Below are 18,007 nucleotides of genomic sequence, written 5' to 3'. Positions count from 1 at the left end.
GGCACCCGGGCGGCGGCAGGCCGCCTTCACATCGGTACGCCGCCGTTCACCGGCCCGAGTTCCTCCGCATTGAAGCGTGTTGACCATGCCTCGACAACACCTGCAGCCCAACCGTGGTGTGCTCGTGGCCGAGGTTCGACCGGTGCCCCGCGGGCCGTCGTCCACCGGGCGGCCCGGCACCGCGAGGGGCGTTGTCCACAGGCTCACCGGAGTGTCACCGCTCGCCAGTAGGGTGTGAGACATGGCCGATCCCTCCAGCTACCGCCCCAGGCCGGGAGACATCCCGGACACCCCCGGGGTGTACCGGTTCCGTGACGAGCACCGCAGGGTGATCTACGTCGGAAAGGCGAAGAGCCTGCGCCAGCGCCTGGCCAACTACTTCCAGGACCTGGCCGGCCTGCACCCGCGCACCCGGAGCATGGTCACCACGGCCGCGTCCGTGGAGTGGACGGTGGTGTCCACGGAGGTCGAGGCCCTGCAGCTGGAGTACTCCTGGATCAAGGAGTACGACCCCCGGTTCAACGTCAAGTACCGCGACGACAAGAGCTACCCCTACCTCGCGGTGACGATGAACGAGCAGTACCCGCGCGTGCAGGTGATGCGCGGCCACAAGAAGAAGGGCGTGCGCTACTTCGGGCCGTACGGGCACGCGTGGGCCATCCGGGACACGGTCGACCTGCTGCTGCGCGTCTTCCCGGTGCGCACCTGCTCGGCGGGTGTCTTCAAGAACGCCCGCCGCACCGGGCGGCCCTGCCTGCTCGGCTACATCGGCAAGTGCTCCGCGCCCTGCGTCGACCGGATCTCCGAGGAGGACCACCGGGAGCTGGCCGAGGAGTTCTGCGACTTCATGACGGGGCGCACGGGCACGTACCTGCGCCGCCTGGAGAAGCAGATGGCGCAGGCGGCGGAGGACCTGGAGTACGAGCGGGCGGCCCGGCTGCGCGACGACATCGAGGCCCTCAGGAAGGCCATGGAGAAGAACGCGGTCGTGCTCGCCGACGCGACCGACGCCGATCTCATCGCCGTGGCCGAGGACGAGCTCGAAGCGGCCGTGCAGATCTTCCACGTCCGCGGCGGGCGCGTGCGCGGCCAGCGCGGCTGGGTGACCGACAAGGTCGAGGAGATCACCACCGGCGCCCTGGTCGAGCACGCCCTCCAGCAGCTCTACGGCGAGGAGACGGGCGACGCGGTCCCCAAGGAGGTCCTCGTCCCGGCGCTGCCCGAGCCGGTGGCGCCGGTCCAGGAGTGGCTGACCGTGCGCCGGGGCTCGAACGTCTCGCTGCGCATCCCGCAGCGCGGCGACAAGAAGGACCTGATGGAGACCGTGCAGCGCAACGCCCTGCAGGCGCTGGCGCTGCACAAGACCAGGCGGGCCTCCGACCTGACCACGCGCTCGCGCGCGCTGGAGGAGATCGCCGACGCCCTGGACCTCGACAGCGCCCCGCTGCGGATCGAGTGCTACGACATCTCGCACCTCCAGGGCGACGACGTGGTGGCGTCCATGGTCGTCTTCGAGGACGGCCTGCAGCGCAAGAGCGAGTACCGCCGGTTCCAGATCAAGGGCTTCGCCGGGCAGGACGACGTGCGCTCGATGCGCGAGGTGATCACGCGCCGTTTCCGGCGCTACCTCGCCGAGAAGGAGCGGACGGGGGAGTGGGCCGACGCCGAGCCCCCGCTCACCGACAGCACCACCCCTGCCGACGGCGCCCTGCCCGTGGACGCGGAGGGCTCCGGGTCTGTCGGCGCGGATGCCCGCGTGTTCTCCGGCGCGGACGGCTCCCTGCCCAAGGACGCGGACGGCTCCTGGCCTGTCGGCGCGGATGCCCGCGTGCCCTCCGACGCGGACGGCTCCCCGGCTGACGACACGGGCGGTCGCGTGCCCGCGTCGGCGGACGGCACCCTGCCCGCGGACACGGACGGCGTCCTGCGCTCGGACACGGACGGCGTCCTGCCCGTCGACGCGGACGGCTCCAGGGCGGTCGGGGCCGGCGGCGCGAACGGTGCCCCCCGCGACCGCGGCACGGTCGTGCTCGCGGGCGGCGGCGCAGAAGACCCCCTCGGCGACGCCCCCCTGGCCGGCGGTCTCACCGAGGACGACGGCCGGCCCAAGCGCTTCGCCTACCCCCCGCAGCTGGTCGTCGTCGACGGCGGCCGGCCGCAGGTGGCCGCCGCCAAGCGCGCCCTGGACGAGCTGGGCATCGACGACATCGCCGTGTGCGGCCTCGCCAAGCGCCTGGAGGAGGTCTGGCTGCCCGGCGACGACGACCCGGTGATCCTCCCCCGCAGCAGCGAGGGCCTCTACCTGCTGCAACGCGTCCGCGACGAGGCGCACCGGTTCGCGATCACCTACCAGCGCAGCAAGCGCGCCAAGCGCATCCGTTCCAGTCCCCTGGACGACGTCCCCGGGCTCGGCGAGACACGCAAACAGGCGTTGATCAAGCACTTCGGTTCGGTGAAGAAGCTGCGGTCCGCGACAATCGACCAGATCTGCGAGGTTCCAGGCATAGGTCGCAAGACGGCCGAGACGATCGCCGCGGCACTCGCCCGCACGGCCCCGGCCGCACCCGCCGTGAACACGGCGACTGGAGAGATCATGGATGACGTGGAAGACGGCGCACCCGGGACGACGGCGGGTGCTCCAGGGGCGCCCGTACCCACGGGCGCCCCGGACGAGCGACGGGGGCAGGAGAGATGACCGAGCACGAGAAGCAGTCCACGGACCGGCGAGATCAGGAACCCGAGGAATCCCACAAGGTGACCGACGAGGAACGCAGCCGCAGCGACGCGCCTCAGGACGACGCGGCGCAGGCGGGCAACGACGGGGCGCAGGCGGGCACGGCCGGGGAGGCGGGCGGGGCCACCGAGGCGGCCATCCCCGAACTGGTGATCATCTCCGGCATGTCCGGAGCCGGCCGCTCGACGGCCGCGAAGTGCCTGGAGGACCTCGGCTGGTTCGTGGTCGACAACCTTCCCCCCGCGCTGATCCCCACCATGGTGGAGCTCGGTGCCCGCTCGCAGGGCAACGTGGCACGGATCGCGGTCGTCGTCGACGTACGCGGCAGGCGCTTCTTCGACAATCTGCGCGAGTCCCTCGCCGACCTCGACACGCGCGGGGTGACCCGGCGGATCGTCTTCCTGGAGTCCTCCGACGAGGCCCTGGTGCGCCGCTTCGAGTCGGTGCGCCGCCCGCACCCGCTGCAGGGCGACGGCCGGATCGTCGACGGCATCGCCGCCGAGCGCGAGCTGCTGCGCGAGCTGCGCGGCGACGCCGACCTGGTGATCGACACCTCCAGCCTGAACGTGCACGAGCTGCGCGCCAAGATGGACGCCCAGTTCGCGGGCGAGGAGGAGCCCGAGCTGCGGGCGACCGTCATGTCCTTCGGCTACAAGTACGGTCTGCCGGTCGACGCGGACCTCGTCGTCGACTGCCGCTTCCTGCCCAACCCGCACTGGGTGCCGGAGCTGCGCCCCTTCACCGGCCTCAACGAGGAGGTGTCGGGCTACGTCTTCAACCAGCCCGGTGCCAAGGAGTTCCTCGACCGGTACGCCGAGCTGCTCCAGCTGATCGCGACCGGCTACCGCCGCGAGGGCAAGCGGTACGTGACCATCGCGGTCGGCTGTACGGGCGGCAAGCACCGCTCGGTCGCGATGTCGGAGAAGCTCGCCGCGCGCCTGGCGGCCGAGGGCGTGGAGACGGTGGTCGTGCACCGGGACATGGGACGGGAATGACGGGACGTACGTTGCGGCTGAGCCGGCTGCGCAAGGTCACCCCCGAGGGGCGTGGCGGCCGGCTCACCGAGCCCCGGGGTGCCCGGGCGCGCCGCCGGGGCACCCAGCCCAAGGTGGTGGCCCTGGGCGGGGGCATGGGGCTGTCCGCCTCGCTGGCCGCGCTGCGCCGGATCACCGGCGACCTCACCGCCGTCGTCACCGTGGCCGACGACGGCGGCTCAAGCGGCCGGCTCCGTGACGAGCTGGGCGTGCTGCCGCCCGGCGATCTGCGCAAGGCCCTGGCGGCGCTGTGCGGCGACGACGACTGGGGCCAGACCTGGGCCCGGGTCATCCAGCACCGCTTCCAGTCCGGTGGCGAGATGCACGGGCACGCGGTCGGCAACCTGCTGATCGTCGCCCTGTGGGAGCAGCTGGGCGACCATGTCCTGGCGCTCGACCTGGTCGGCAAGCTGCTCGGCGCGCACGGGCGGGTGCTGCCCATGTCGGCCGTCCCGCTGGAGTTGCAGGCGCTGGTCAAGGGGCACGACCGGGAGCGGCCCGAGGACATCGACACCGTGCGCGGGCAGGCGACCGTCGCCCTCACCCCGGGCGAGGTGCAGTCCGTGCACCTGGTGCCCAACGACCCGCCCGCCGTCCCGGAGGCCGTCGAGGCGGTCCTGGACGCGGACTGGGTGGTGCTCGGGCCCGGCTCCTGGTTCTCCTCAGTCATCCCGCACCTGCTCGTCCCCAAGCTGCTGGACGCGCTGTCGGAGACGAAGGCCCGCCGGGTGCTCTCGCTGAACCTCGCGCCGCAGCCCGGAGAAACCGAGGGCTTCTCCCCGCAGCGTCATTTGGAGGTTTTGGGACGACACGCCCCTAAACTCGCCCTGGACGTGGTGCTGGCCGACGAGGCCGCCGTGCCCGACCGCGACTCACTGACCGACGCCGCCAAGCGTTTCGGTGCCGCGGTCGAGCTGGCACCGGTGGCCCGGAGGGACGGTACTCCGCGGCACGACCCGGAGCTGCTGGCCGCCGCGTACGACCGTATTTTTCGGATGCATGGAAGGATCGGCCCATGGCGATGACGGCAGCGGTGAAGGACGAGATCTCCCGGCTCCCCGTCACCCGGACCTGCTGCAGGAAGGCGGAGGTCTCCGCCATTCTGCGGTTCGCCGGCGGCCTCCACCTGGTCAGCGGGCGCATCGTGATCGAGGCGGAGCTGGACACCGCGATGGCGGCGCGGCGGCTCAAGCGGGACATCCTGGAGATCTTCGGGCACAGCTCGGAGCTGATCGTGATGGCTCCGGGTGGTCTGCGACGCGGTTCGCGCTACGTCGTGCGGGTCGTGGCGGGCGGCGACCAGCTGGCCCGGCAGACGGGCCTCGTCGACGGCCGGGGCCGTCCGATCCGGGGTCTGCCCCCGCAGGTGGTCTCGGGGGCCACCTGCGACGCGGAGGCCGCCTGGCGCGGGGCCTTCCTGGCCCACGGTTCGCTCACGGAGCCCGGCCGCAGCTCCTCCCTTGAGGTGACCTGCCCGGGTCCCGAGGCCGCGCTGGCCCTGGTCGGCGCCGCCCGCCGGCTGTCGATCGCCGCGAAGGCCCGCGAGGTGCGCGGCGTCGACCGGGTGGTCGTCCGTGACGGTGACGCGATCGGCGCGCTGCTGACCCGGCTCGGTGCCCATGAGTCGGTGCTGGCCTGGGAGGAGCGGCGGATGCGCCGCGAGGTGCGGGCCACCGCCAACCGGCTCGCCAACTTCGACGACGCCAACCTGCGGCGCTCCGCCCGCGCGGCGGTCGCCGCCGGTGCCCGGGTGCAGCGTGCGCTGGAGATCCTCGCCGACGACGTCCCCGAGCACCTCGCGGCCGCCGGCCGACTGCGCATGGAGCACAAGCAGGCCTCGCTGGAGGAGCTGGGCGCGCTCGCCGACCCGCCGCTGACCAAGGACGCCGTCGCGGGCCGTATCCGCCGGCTGCTGGCGATGGCCGACAAGCGGGCGTCGGACCTGGGGATCCCGGGCACGGAGGCGAACCTCAGCGAGGAACTGGCGGACAATCTCGCCGGGTGACGCCGGGTCGGACTCACCGGTGCCGCTCCCTGCCCCGGCAGGCCCGGCACCGGCGTCACGACCGCCGCACGCTCTCCGGCACCGGCGCGCACGACCGGCCCGTCCTCCCCGGCACCGGCGTTCACGACCGCCTCAGCCTCCCCGCAGCGGGGAGGCCGCGCACTCAACTCCTTTGATGCGCTCTTGACTTGACCATGATCTGTCATGAGCCTGGCATCCATTCGCCACTGTGGCGAACCACCGCAAGGGGGGCTCATGAGACGAAGAGCGAGATCGATCCTCGCCGCCGGCGTGCTCCTGCTGGGCGGCCTCACCCTGGCGCCCGCGGCACAGGCCGACGACAAGGCGTCCGGACCGGACGCCGAAGAGGTCAAGGTCTTCCGCGCCGACGTCACCCGGCAGCAGGTACCCCTGCTGCTCGCCACCGGGCAGGACAGTCACGAACTCGGTGAACAGATCCCGGACAAGGGCACCGCCACCGTCGAGGTCTACCTGACCGACAAGCAGGCCGAGAAGCTGGAGCGGCAGGGCGTCGACCTCACCGAGCACAAGCTCTCGGCGAAGGCACGCGCACGCGTGGCCGCCGCCGGCGACGGGGTCTTCCGGCCGTACAGCGGCAAGGGCAACCTCCAGGAGGAGATCCTGCGGACCGGGCAGGAGCATCCGTCCCTGACCAAGGTCGTCTCCATCGGCAAGACCCTCCAGGGCCAGGACATCCTCGCCCTGAAGCTCACCAAGAACGCCAAGAAGACCAAGGACGGCGCCAAGCCCTCCGTCCTCTACGTCTCCAACCAGCACGCGCGCGAGTGGATCACGCCGGAGATGACCCGCCGGCTGATGCACCACTACCTCGACAAGTACGCCACCGACAAGCGCGTCCGGAACATCGTCGACACCACCGAACTGTGGTTCGTGCTCTCGGCCAACCCCGACGGCTACGACTGGACGCACCACGCCGACGGCGACCGCCAGTGGCGCAAGAACATGCGGGACAACAACGGCGACGGCGCGTACACCATCGGCGACGGCGTCGACCTCAACCGCAACTTCGCCTACAAGTGGGGCTACGACGACGAGGGTTCGTCCCCCCAGCCCACCAGCCAGACCTACCGCGGCCCCGGCCCGAACTCCGAGCCCGAGACCAAGGCGCTGGACGCCTTCGAACGGCGGATCGGCTTCGAGTACGGCATCAACTACCACTCCGCCGCCGAGCTCCTGCTCTACGGCGTCGGCTGGCAGGTCGCCACCCCGACCCCGGACGACGTCCTCTACAAGTCCCTCGCGGGTACGCCGGACAACTCCGCGATCCCCGGCTACCACCCCCAGCTCTCCTCCGAGCTGTACACCACCAACGGCGAGGCGGACGGCCACGCGGCCAACGTCCACGGCACGGCGATGTTCACCCCGGAGATGTCCACCTGCCAGACCGTCTCGAACGTCGACCCGGACGACGCCTGGAACCCGGCCGACTGCGAGTCGATCTTCACTTTCCCGGACGACGAGAAGCTGATCCAGCAGGAGTTCGTCAAGAACGTCCCGTTCGCGCTCTCCGTCGCCGAGTCCGCCGCGCGGCCCGACCAGCCCAGGTCGTCGGTCGGCGTGGACGCGCCCGACTTCACCCCGGCGGCGTTCACGACGTCGTACTCGCGCGGCGCCGACCAGGAGGTCTCCGTCGTGGCGCGCAAGTCCGTGCGCGACAAGGAGCTCAAGTACCGCGTCAACGGCGGCCGTACGCACGACATGCGGCTGCGGGCCTGGCAGGGCGGCGAGACGTACGGCGGTGAGGACAACCTCTACTTCGACGAGTACCGGGCGAAGGTCGCCGACGGCGTGCCCGGGGACGAGGTCGAGGTCTGGTTCTCCGGCGAGACGCGCTCCGGGAAGGCCACCACGAGCGAGCACTTCACCTACACGATCGCCGAACGGCCGCGCGCCGACGTCCTCGTCGTCGCCGAGGAGGGCACGGCCGCGACGCATGCGCAGACGTACGTCGACGCGCTCAAGGCCAACGGGGAGCGGGCCGCCGTCTGGGACGTCGCGACCCAGGGCGCACCGGACGCGCTCGGCGTGCTGTCGCACTTCGACACCGTCGTCCACTACACCGGAGCCGTCCGTCCGGGCGTCGCCACCCAGCTTCAGCTGCGCGCCTTCCTCAACGAGGGCGGCAGGCTGATCGAGGCCGGCGAGACGGCCGGCGGCTCCGTCGACCTCGGCGGGGGCACCCTGTCGAACGACTTCAGCCAGTACTACCTGGGCGCCTACACCCGTACGTCCCTCCCGGCCGTCACCGGCTTCACCGGCACCGGCGCGCTCGGCGGCGTCACGGCCACGCTCGGCGACGCGCCCGGCAACCCGCTGAACACCGCCGGATCCTTCGGCGTCACCTCCGACACCCTGTCCGTCGAGACCTTCCCGCAGTTCGCGAGCGAGGGCGCGGGCCAGTACCCGGGGACCGTCAATCCGTACGGCCCCTACGAGGGCGCGTCCATGGCCGCCGTCACGCACTCCGACTACGCCTGGAACCGCCTGACCCGCACCGTCGACCTCACCTCCGTGACCGCGGCCGAGGCTCCCACGCTGCGCACCCGGCTGCTGTGGGACACCGAGGCCGGCTACGACCACGCCGTGCTGGAGGCCCACACGGCCGGGGCCGACGACTGGACCACGCTCCCGGAGAAGAACGGCGCCACCGGCACCGCGGTTCCGACCGAGTGCGAGGCCGGGTTCTTCCTCCAGGCCCACCCGGCGCTGAAGCGGTACCTGACCCTCGGGGCCGACGGCTGCGCGCCCTTCGGGACCAGCGGCGCCTGGAACAGCTTCACCGGTTCCGCCGACGGCTGGCAGCAGGTCGAGTTCGACCTCTCCCCCTACGCCGGCAAGACGGTCGAGCTCTCCCTCAGCTACGTCACCGACCCCGGCTCCGGCGGCCGCGGCGTCCTGGCCGACAACGCCGCCGTCGTCATCGGCGGCACGGCGGGGCAGACCGACGGCTTCGAGACCTCGCTCGGTGCCTGGACCACCGCCGGACCGCCCGCGGGCAGTCCGGCGGTGGTCACGGACTGGGGTCTGTCCGGAGAGCTGTTCAAGACATATGGAGCGGTCACCACGGAGGACACGGTGCTGCTCGGTTTCGGTCTGGAACACGTCCCCGGGGCGGCCGACCGCCGCGCCCTGATCCGGTCGGCGCTCGCCGCGCTCGACCGCTGAACAGAGGGTCCGTGACGGCACACCATCCGTAGTCACATCGGGTGATCCGTTCGCACGGACCGGGCGGTCCGTACCCCTACTGACGGGTACGGACCGCCCTGCCGTGTATGGGCCATCTCGATGTCACCACAGGGGCTGCGGGGAGGTAGGGTCGTAGGCGGTCGGGGACATCCCATACAGCTCGCCGGCATCAACGGCCGGCGTACCAACGAGGAGATCGGTTCGTGACGATCCGCGTAGGCATCAACGGCTTTGGCCGCATCGGTCGTAACTACTTCCGCGCGCTGCTGGAGCAGGGTGCTGACATCGAGATCGTGGCTGTCAACGACCTGGGTGACACCGCGACCACCGCTCACCTGCTCAAGTACGACACCATCCTGGGGCGTCTGAAGCACGAGGTGACGCACACCGCCGACACGATCACCGTGGGCGCCCGCACCATCAAGGTGCTCTCCGAGCGCAACCCCGCCGACATCCCGTGGGGCGAGCTGGGCGTCGACATCGTCATCGAGTCGACCGGCATCTTCACCAAGAAGGACGACGCCGCCAAGCACCTCGCCGGTGGCGCGAAGAAGGTCCTCATCTCGGCCCCGGCCAAGGACGAGGACATCACCATCGTGATGGGCGTCAACCAGGACAAGTACGACCCGGCGAACCACCACGTCATCTCCAACGCCTCCTGCACCACCAACTGCGTGGCGCCGATGGCGAAGGTGCTCGACGAGAACTTCGGCATCGTCAAGGGCCTCATGACGACGGTCCACGCGTACACGAACGACCAGCGCATCCTGGACTTCCCGCACAAGGACCTGCGCCGCGCCCGTGCCGCCGCCGAGAACATCATCCCGACCACGACGGGTGCCGCCAAGGCCACCGCCCTGGTCCTGCCGCAGCTCAAGGGCAAGCTCGACGGCATCGCGATGCGCGTCCCGGTCCCGACCGGCTCGGCCACCGACCTGGTCGTGACCCTGCAGCGCGAGGTCACCAAGGACGAGGTCAACGCCGCGTTCAAGAAGGCCTCCGAGGACGGCGACCTCAAGGGCTACCTGGTCTACACCGAGGACGAGATCGTCTCCTCGGACATCGTCAGCGACCCGGCCTCCTGCACCTTCGACTCCTCCCTGACCATGGTCCAGGAGGGCAACACGGTGAAGATCCTCGGCTGGTACGACAACGAGTGGGGCTACTCGAACCGCCTCGTCGACCTCACGGTCTTCGTCGGCAACCAGCTCTGAGCAGCTTCTCGCGGGCATCTTGATGTGAGGACAGGGCTCGGGCAGCGCACGCCGCGCCGCCCGAGCCCTGACTCGCGTACGGATCGCCCAGCCCACTCGTATCGAGAGCCCTTCCCAGGAGCCCCTTCATGAAGACGATCGACGAGCTTCTTTCGGACGGTGTGGCCGGCAAGCGGGTCTTCGTCCGCGCCGACCTCAACGTGCCGCTGGACGGCACCGCCATCACCGACGACGGCCGCATCCGCGCCGTGCTGCCCACCGTCAAGGCGCTGGCCGAGGCGGGCGCCCGCGTGGTCGTCGCCTCGCACCTGGGCCGCCCCAAGGGCGCCCCGGACCCCGCCTTCTCGCTGGCCCCGGCCGCCACCCGGCTCGGCGAACTGCTCGGCACCGACGTCGCGTTCGCCACCGACACGGTCGGCGACTCCGCGCAGGCCACCGTCGCCTCCCTCGCCGACGGCCAGGTCGCGGTGATCGAGAACCTGCGCTTCAACGCCGGCGAGACGAGCAAGGACGACGCCGAGCGCGCCGCCTTCGCGGACCAGCTCGCCGCCCTCGCCGACGTCTACGTCGGCGACGGCTTCGGCGCGGTGCACCGCAAGCACGCCTCGGTCTTCGACCTCCCGGCCCGGCTGCCGCACTACGCCGGCCACCTGATCGCCACCGAGGTCGGCGTCCTGAAGAAGCTCACCCAGGACGTGGAGCGGCCCTACGTCGTCGCCCTCGGCGGCGCCAAGGTCTCCGACAAGCTCGCCGTGATCGACCAGCTGCTCGGCAAGGCCGACCGCCTGCTGATCGGCGGCGGCATGGCGTACACATTCCTCAAGGCCCAGGGGCACGAGGTCGGCATCTCCCTGCTCCAGCAGGACCAGGTCCCGGTCGTCCAGGAGTACATGGAGCGGGCCGAGAAGAACGGCGTCGAGCTGGTCCTGCCGGTCGACGTCCTGGTCGCCCCCGAGTTCCCGGACCTGAAGACCAAGGCTCCGGCCCACCCCACGACAGTCGCCGCGGACGCCATCCCGGCCGACCAGGAGGGCCTGGACATCGGTCCGGAGACCCGCAAGCTGTACGCCTCGAAGCTCGCCGACGCCGCCACCGTCTTCTGGAACGGCCCCATGGGCGTCTTCGAGCATCCCGACTACGCCGAGGGCACCAAGGCGGTCGCCCAGGCGCTCCTCGACTCCCCGGGCTTCACGGTGGTCGGCGGCGGCGACTCCGCCGCGGCCGTGCGCACCCTGGGCTTCGACGAGAGCGCATTCGGCCACATCTCGACCGGTGGCGGCGCCTCCCTCGAATACCTCGAGGGCAAGACGCTCCCCGGCCTCGCCGCACTGGAGGACTGACCCCGATGGCTGCATCAAATGTTTCCGGGCGCACGCCGCTGATGGCGGGCAACTGGAAGATGAACCTCAACCACCTCGAGGCCATCGCCCACGTCCAGAAGCTCGCCTTCGCCCTGGCCGACAAGGACTACGAGGCCGTCGAGGTCGCCGTCCTGCCGCCCTTCACCGACCTGCGCTCGGTGCAGACCCTGGTCGACGGCGACAAGCTGAAGATCAAGTACGGCGCCCAGGACCTCTCGGTCCACGACTCCGGCGCGTACACCGGTGAGATCTCCGGCTCCATGCTGGCGAAGCTGAAGTGCACCTTCGTCGCGATCGGCCACAGTGAGCGCCGCCAGTACCACGGCGAGACCGACGAGCTGGTGAACGCCAAGGTCAAGGCCGCCTTCAAGCACGACCTGACGCCGATCATGTGCGTCGGCGAGGAGCTGGCGGTGCGCGAGGCGGGCGACCACGTCGCGCACACGCTGGCCCAGGTCGAGGGCGGTCTGAAGGGTCTCCCGGCCGAGCAGGCCGAGACGATCGTGATCGCCTACGAGCCGGTGTGGGCCATCGGCACCGGCAAGGTCTGCGGCGCCGAGGACGCCCAGGAGGTCTGCGCCGCCATCCGCGGCAAGATCGCCGAGCTGTACACCCAGGACCTGGCCGACAAGGTCCGCATCCAGTACGGCGGCTCCGTGAAGTCGGGGAACGTCGCCGAGATCATGGCGCAGGCCGACATCGACGGCGCGCTGGTCGGCGGCGCCTCGCTGGACGCGGACGAGTTCGTCAAGATCGTGCGCTTCCGCGACCAGTGAGCCGGCCACCGACTCGGCTCCCGGCCGATCAGTGAGTAGGCGGTAGCGACGATCCGTCGTACCCTTGCGGGGGCATGGCTGTAAACGCTGTGCCCCCGTCGTTCATCCGTTTCCGAGGAAGTTGGTCCAGCCGTGGTTTTGGGGTTCTCGATCGCCCTGATCGTCTTCAGCCTGCTGCTGATGCTGCTGGTGCTGATGCACAAGGGAAAGGGCGGCGGCCTCTCCGACATGTTCGGTGGCGGCATGCAGTCGTCCGTCGGCGGCTCCTCCGTCGCCGAGCGCAACCTCGACCGGATCACCCTGGTGGTCGGTCTGCTGTGGTTCGCGTGCATCGTCGTGCTGGGCATCATGATGAAGATCAACAACTGAACCGCCCACGCGTTTCGCACGTAACGCCCCATGTTCGGTACGCGCAGCAGAGCGCGGCCTATCATGGGGCGTGCGTCTAGGTGGGGGGTTGTAACTCCAATCACTGGACGCGCGTTGGGCCTTACGTAGACTGAGGCGCTCGCAGCGAAGCGAAACGCCGACTCGCTTCGCGGCACCATCACGCAGGGAGTTACGACCGTGGCAAGTGGCAACGCGATCCGAGGAAGCCGGGTCGGGGCGGGGCCGATGGGCGAAGCCGAGCGGGGCGAGTCCGCGCCCCGTCTGCGCATCTCCTTCTGGTGCTCCAACGGGCACGAGACGCAGCCCAGCTTCGCCAGCGACGCGCAGGTTCCCGACACCTGGGACTGTCCGCGCTGCGGCTTCCCTGCCGGTCAGGACCGGGACAACCCCCCGGACCCGCCGCGCACCGAGCCCTACAAGACGCACCTCGCCTATGTGCGGGAGCGCCGCAGCGACGCGGACGGCGAGGCGATCCTCGCCGAGGCGCTCGCCAAACTGCGAGGCGAGATCTAGAAGTCGGACCCGGCCGGGCACCCCACGGTGCCCGGCCGGATCCGCTTGGTCCCCGGATCGACGGCACCGTCGACACCGCGGTCACCGCTGACACCGCTGACACCTGGGGTCGTGGGGGACGTACTTGTTGTTGCACGGCACGACGACGCGACGACAGCTCACGTCCACCCCTGATCAACTAGGTTGGGACCATGAACGCAGACGGCCGTACCAGGCTGAATCAGACACCCGAGTGGACCGCTCTGGCCAAGCACCGTGAGGAGTTCGCGGACACCCATCTGCGGGATCTGTTCGCGACGGACCCCGGGCGCGGCACGGGCTGCACGCTCCAGGTCGGTGACCTGTTCGTCGACTACTCCAAGCACCTCGTCACCGACGAGACGCTGCGGCTGCTGCGCGAGCTGGCGGTGGCCACGGACGTCTTCGGGCTGCGGGACGCGATGTTCCGGGGCGAGAGGATCAACACCACCGAGAACCGGGCCGTGCTGCACACCGCGCTGCGCGCGCCGCGGGACGCGGTGGTCGAGGTCGACGGTGAGAACGTCGTGCCGGGTGTGCACGCCGTGCTGGACAAGATGGCCGGCTTCGCCGAGCGCGTCCGCTCGGGGGAGTGGACCGGCCACACCGGCAAGCGGATCCGCAACGTGGTCAACGTCGGCATCGGCGGCTCCGACCTCGGCCCCGCGATGGCCTACGAGGTGCTGCGCGCCTTCACCGACCGCGAGCTGACCGTCCGTTTCGTCTCCAACGTCGACGGCGCCGACCTGCACGAGGCGACCCGCGACCTGGACCCGGCCGAGACGCTGTTCGTCATCGCGTCCAAGACCTTCACCACCATCGAGACGGTCACCAACGCCACCTCCGCGCGGACCTGGCTGCTGGCCGCCCTCAAGGACGAGACCGCCGTCGCCAAGCACTTCGTGGCGCTGTCGACGAACGCCGAGAAGGTCGCCGAGTTCGGCATCGACACGGCCAACATGTTCGAGTTCTGGGACTGGGTCGGCGGCCGCTACTCGTACGACTCCGCGATCGGCCTGTCGCTGATGATCGCCATCGGCCCGGACCGTTTCCGGGAGATGCTCGACGGCTTCCGGCTCGTCGACGAGCACTTCCGCACCGCGCCGGCCGAAGCCAACGTGCCCCTGCTGATGGGGCTTCTGGGCATCTGGTACGGCAACTTCCACGACGCCCAGTCGCACGCCGTGCTGCCGTACTCGCACTATCTGTCGAGGTTCACGGCCTACCTCCAGCAGCTCGACATGGAGTCCAACGGCAAGTCCGTCGGCCGGGACGGCCGCGAGGTGCAGTGGCAGACCGGCCCGGTCGTGTGGGGCACGCCCGGCACCAACGGCCAGCACGCCTACTACCAGCTGATCCACCAGGGCACCAAGCTGATCCCGGCGGACTTCATCGGCTTCGCCGAGCCGGTCGCCGAGCTGCGCGAGGAGCTGAAGGCCCAGCACGACCTGCTGATGGCCAACTTCTTCGCCCAGACCCAGGCGCTGGCCTTCGGCAAGACGCCCGAGGAGGTCCGCGCGGAGGGCGTGCCCGACGAACTGGTCGCGCACAAGACCTTCCAGGGCAACCACCCGACGACCACGATCCTGGCCCGCGAGCTGACCCCGTCGGTGCTCGGCCAGCTGGTCGCGCTCTACGAGCACAAGGTGTTCGTGCAGGGCGCCGTGTGGAACATCGACTCCTTCGACCAGTGGGGCGTCGAGCTCGGCAAGGTCCTCGCCAAGCGCGTCGAACCCGCCCTGACCGAGGGCGCGCAGGTGCCCGGCCTGGACGCCTCCACGACGGCACTGGTCGCCAAGTACCGCGAGCTGCGCGGCCGTTGAGCGAAGCGACCGGTCCGCGCGGACGCAAAAGCGGATGCGCGGCCGGCTTCCGGCGGGTGACACTGCTCCGGCCCGTCACCCGCCGGAAGGACACCACTCACCATGGACCAGCTCATGGCCGCGCTCGCCGACCCGGAACGGCTGAAGCTCTACGCCCGGATCGTGCTGGAGGACCTGCCGCCCCGCGAGGAGGACTCTCCCGCCGCGCGCCGGCACCTGGGACGGCTGATCTCGTCGGGGCTCGTGGAGCGCCTGCCCGACGGTTCCCTGAAGGCCGACCCGGCGGTCTTCCGCCGTGCCCGGCCCGCCGAGCCCGCGCAGAGCGGTGTGCCCCGGCGCCTGACCGGGTTCTTCGCCCACGGGCGGCTGACGTCGATCCCCGTCCGGCCGGTCGTGCGCCGTGAACTGCTGGAGCATCTGACCGAGACCCTCTTCGCCGCCGACCGCGGATACACCGAGCGTGAGGTCAACGAGGCCTTCCGCACCGTCCATGACGACACGTCCGCGCTGCGCCGCTACTGCGTCGAGAACGGCCTGCTGGTACGCGAGCGCGACGGCAGCAGCTACCGCCGCGCCACGGCGCTCACCCCCTGACGCGACCCCCGAGCGCGGGGTCCGTGCCTCTCAGGCGACCGCGCTGAGCGTGTCGGCGAGGCGACGGCGGGCCGCGCGGGTCGCGGGCAGGGCGGCGAGGGCGGCCGCGCCGAGGACGGCGGCCGTACCGAACAGCAGCAGCAGACCCGGCGACGGGCCCTGCGCGATGCCCGCGCCGATGCCGCTGGAGCTGCCCTGGGCGTCGATCAGCCAGCGCGCCAGGGGCAGGCCCAGGGCCGTGCCGAGCAGGACCGCGATCAAAGTGGTGCAGGCGGTGGCCGTGACGGTGATCCCGGTGATCTGCCGTGGGGTGAGGCCGATCGCCTTGAGCGCCAGCAGGTCCCGCTCGCCCTCGCGGACGGTGCCGCCGATGACGGTGAGCAGCTCGACGATCCCGATGAGGGCCAGCACGGCGATCAGGCCCAGCACCACTCCGCGCAGCGACGACAGCCCGTCGACCGGATCGGGCACGGCGTGCACGTCCAGATGGCCGCCCGCGGCCGTCGCCAGGTCGCCCGCCACCTCGTGCGCGTCGGCCCCGGGCCGCAGCCGCAGCTCGTAGAGGGCGGGGCGCAGCTCGGGGTCGTTCTCGCGCAGGGTGTCGAGCGAGGTGGAGATGACCCGGCCGGCGTTCTCCGGCTCGATGCTGCGGCCCACGATGTGCAGGATCTGGGGCTGGTCGCCCACGGTCATGCGCACCCAGTCGCCGACGCGTACGCCGAGCAGGTCGAGCAGCCCTTGTCCGGCCACCGCCTCGTCCCGGCCGAGCGCCGGGCGGCCCTCGGCCAAGGCGTACGGGTAGGGATCCGCACGGGTGCCGAGCCCGCGCAGCGCGATCGTGCCCGTCTGGCCCGGCACCAGCGCCGCCACCTCGACGCCCGGGTGGGCGGCGGCGATCCGCGGGTCACGGCCGAGCAGGGAGCGCACCTCGTCGTCACCGATCTCGCGGTCCGGGCGGACGGTGAGGTCGGCGGCGAGTCCGACCTGCTCGGGCCTGCTGTGGAAGCGGTCGATGGTGGTCCACGCGCTCATCGCGACCACGATCAGCAGCAGCGGCAGCGCCAGCCGGGCGACGGTGGCCGGTGTGCGCGGCCGGCGGGCGAACGCCTTGTGCCAGCCGAGGACCAGCGCGGGGGACAGCCGTACTCCCAGCGCGCCGCGTGCCGGGCCCGACAGCCGTCCGGCGGCCGGGGCGGCGCTCCGGGGCACCGGCACCGGCGGCACCCGTCCGGCCCGCCACGCGGCGAGTCCGGTGGTGGCGGCGATGAACAGCACGGCCGCCGCGGGTATGCCGGCCAGGGCCGCGGTGTGCCCCGGCAGCCCCTGCCACACGTCGATCGCGTCCCCGAGGCGGCCGGGTATCCGGCCGCCCAGGGTCTGGGTCAGCGCGGCCGCGGCCACCGCACCGAGCAGTGCGTACGCCACGTGCTGGAGCAGGAAGACCCGGACGACCTGCCCGGGCGTGAAGCCGATCGCCTTCAGCACCGAGATGTCCCGCAGATGCCCCCGTATCCGGGTGCCGATCGCGCCGTGCACGGCGAGCCCGGCGGCGAGCAGGGCACCCAGCCCGAACAGGCCCAGCACCTGGCCGAGCAGCCGGGTGTCGCCCTGGGCCTCGGAGCGCGCCTGCTGCCAGGTGGAGACCTCGCTGACCGCCCCGGCCCCGAGCACCGTGACGGCGCGCTGGACGGCGTAGTCCGTCTCGTCCGGATCCGCGAGGCGCAGCCCGGTCACCTCGCCGTCCGGGGCGCGCACGGCCGACGGCAGCGCCCAGACCAGGCCGGGCCGCTCGCCGGGGCGGTAGCGCGGCTCGGCGCTGTCGGCGATCCCGGCGACGGTGAGCGTGCGCGCGGTGCCCGGCAGGGCGACGACGTCGCCGGGCTCGGCGAGCAGGGCGCGCGCCAGCCGGCTCTCCAGTACGACGCCGTCGGGGTGCGCGCCGTCCAGCCACCGGCCCGCGGTGACCAGCGGGCGCCCGTCGGCGGGGTCCGTGGTGGAGCCGCGCAGTTCGACCGAGGCGCGGATGCCGCGGGCGGCGAGGGTGGCGGACTCGGTGGGATAGGGGCCAGCGACGGAGTCCACGCCGTCGAGGCCCGAGAGCTCGCCCGCGTCGGCGGAGGGGGCCGTGTGGATCCACACGTGGGCGTCCCGGGACTGCGTGAACACGCGCTGCCAGGGATTGGTCGCGTAGCCGAAGAGCGCCGTCGCCAGCAGCAGCGAGGCGACGACGCCGGCCGTCGCGAGCACCAGGAACAGCGCCTCTCCGCGGTGCGCCCGCAGATCGGAGTGCACCCAGCGCAGGGTCGCTCGCATCGCC

The 18,007-nt window shown here is 71.4% G+C and carries 12 protein-coding genes and 1 pseudogene; 12 read left to right on the top strand and 1 reads right to left on the bottom strand.

The window, feature by feature from the left end:
• Positions 1 to 241 precede the first annotated feature (241 nt).
• The 12 genes and pseudogenes from uvrC to ACIP2X_RS23345 form a co-directional block, all read left to right on the top strand.
• Positions 242 to 2,695: pseudogene (gene uvrC / locus ACIP2X_RS23400) on the top strand (excinuclease ABC subunit UvrC); the annotation flags it as partial.
• On the top strand, positions 2,692 to 3,729 hold the full coding sequence (gene rapZ / locus ACIP2X_RS23395) for an RNase adapter RapZ (RefSeq protein WP_401676156.1): 1,038 nt from the start codon (positions 2,692 to 2,694) through the stop codon (positions 3,727 to 3,729). The pseudogene uvrC and the gene rapZ, both read left to right, overlap by 4 nt.
• Positions 3,726 to 4,793, top strand: coding sequence for a uridine diphosphate-N-acetylglucosamine-binding protein YvcK (gene yvcK / locus ACIP2X_RS23390; protein ID WP_401676154.1), 1,068 nt, complete (start codon positions 3,726 to 3,728; stop codon positions 4,791 to 4,793). Before rapZ ends, yvcK begins: the two co-directional genes overlap by 4 nt.
• Positions 4,784 to 5,773, top strand: coding sequence for a DNA-binding protein WhiA (gene whiA, locus ACIP2X_RS23385; RefSeq protein WP_053762310.1), 990 nt, complete (start codon positions 4,784 to 4,786; stop codon positions 5,771 to 5,773). The genes yvcK and whiA overlap by 10 nt, the downstream gene beginning before the upstream one ends.
• 255 nt (positions 5,774 to 6,028) lie before the next feature.
• Complete coding sequence (locus ACIP2X_RS23380) at positions 6,029 to 8,980, top strand: M14 family zinc carboxypeptidase (protein WP_401676152.1); 2,952 nt, start codon at positions 6,029 to 6,031, stop codon at positions 8,978 to 8,980.
• A gap of 224 nt (positions 8,981 to 9,204) precedes the next feature.
• Positions 9,205 to 10,215 (top strand): type I glyceraldehyde-3-phosphate dehydrogenase, encoded by a 1,011-nt coding sequence (gene gap, locus ACIP2X_RS23375; protein ID WP_401676150.1) that lies wholly within the window; start codon positions 9,205 to 9,207, stop codon positions 10,213 to 10,215.
• Between the two features lie 128 nt (positions 10,216 to 10,343).
• Entirely contained in the window at positions 10,344 to 11,555 is a 1,212-nt protein-coding gene (locus ACIP2X_RS23370) for a phosphoglycerate kinase (RefSeq protein ID WP_401676148.1), read from the top strand.
• Between the two features lie 41 nt (positions 11,556 to 11,596).
• A complete protein-coding gene (gene tpiA / locus ACIP2X_RS23365; RefSeq protein ID WP_401676561.1) occupies positions 11,597 to 12,352 on the top strand; it encodes a triose-phosphate isomerase in 756 nt (251 codons plus the stop codon).
• Positions 12,353 to 12,490: 138 nt separating this feature from the next.
• Entirely contained in the window at positions 12,491 to 12,721 is a 231-nt protein-coding gene (secG, locus tag ACIP2X_RS23360; protein ID WP_365454130.1) for a preprotein translocase subunit SecG, read from the top strand.
• A 198-nt stretch (positions 12,722 to 12,919) separates the two neighbouring features.
• A complete protein-coding gene (locus ACIP2X_RS23355) occupies positions 12,920 to 13,255 on the top strand; it encodes an RNA polymerase-binding protein RbpA (protein WP_003957010.1) in 336 nt (111 codons plus the stop codon).
• Between the two features lie 191 nt (positions 13,256 to 13,446).
• A complete protein-coding gene (pgi, locus tag ACIP2X_RS23350) occupies positions 13,447 to 15,096 on the top strand; it encodes a glucose-6-phosphate isomerase (RefSeq protein ID WP_401676146.1) in 1,650 nt (549 codons plus the stop codon).
• Positions 15,097 to 15,198: 102 nt separating this feature from the next.
• Positions 15,199 to 15,690: a DUF2087 domain-containing protein gene (locus tag ACIP2X_RS23345; RefSeq protein WP_401676144.1), complete on the top strand. Its 492-nt coding sequence runs from the start codon at positions 15,199 to 15,201 to the stop codon at positions 15,688 to 15,690.
• A 30-nt stretch (positions 15,691 to 15,720) separates the two neighbouring features.
• On the opposite strand, the gene ACIP2X_RS23340 is transcribed toward ACIP2X_RS23345, so the two are convergent.
• Entirely contained in the window at positions 15,721 to 18,003 is a 2,283-nt protein-coding gene (locus tag ACIP2X_RS23340; RefSeq protein WP_401676142.1) for an FtsX-like permease family protein, read from the bottom strand.
• Between the last annotated feature and the right edge of the window lie 4 nt (positions 18,004 to 18,007).

The organism is Streptomyces sp. NPDC089424 (genome assembly GCF_044749345.1).
Taxonomy (GTDB): domain Bacteria; phylum Actinomycetota; class Actinomycetes; order Streptomycetales; family Streptomycetaceae; genus Streptomyces.
The sequence above is the reverse complement of the archived record's forward strand: the minus strand, read 5'-3'. Positions and strand labels throughout refer to the sequence as shown.

What these genes read in the sequence shown, in the direction of transcription:
- rapZ (WP_401676156.1), top strand. Translation starts at nt 2,692, where the DNA reads ATGACCGAGCACGAGAAGCAGTCCACGGACCGGCGAGATCAGGAACCC.
- yvcK (WP_401676154.1), top strand. Translation starts at nt 3,726, where the DNA reads ATGACGGGACGTACGTTGCGGCTGAGCCGGCTGCGCAAGGTCACCCCC.
- whiA (WP_053762310.1), top strand. Translation starts at nt 4,784, where the DNA reads ATGGCGATGACGGCAGCGGTGAAGGACGAGATCTCCCGGCTCCCCGTC.
- ACIP2X_RS23380 (WP_401676152.1), top strand. Translation starts at nt 6,029, where the DNA reads ATGAGACGAAGAGCGAGATCGATCCTCGCCGCCGGCGTGCTCCTGCTG.
- ACIP2X_RS23370 (WP_401676148.1), top strand. Translation starts at nt 10,344, where the DNA reads ATGAAGACGATCGACGAGCTTCTTTCGGACGGTGTGGCCGGCAAGCGG.
- tpiA (WP_401676561.1), top strand. Translation starts at nt 11,597, where the DNA reads ATGGCGGGCAACTGGAAGATGAACCTCAACCACCTCGAGGCCATCGCC.
- pgi (WP_401676146.1), top strand. Translation starts at nt 13,447, where the DNA reads ATGAACGCAGACGGCCGTACCAGGCTGAATCAGACACCCGAGTGGACC.
- ACIP2X_RS23345 (WP_401676144.1), top strand. Translation starts at nt 15,199, where the DNA reads ATGGACCAGCTCATGGCCGCGCTCGCCGACCCGGAACGGCTGAAGCTC.
- ACIP2X_RS23340 (WP_401676142.1), bottom strand. Translation starts at nt 18,003, where the DNA reads ATGCGAGCGACCCTGCGCTGGGTGCACTCCGATCTGCGGGCGCACCGC.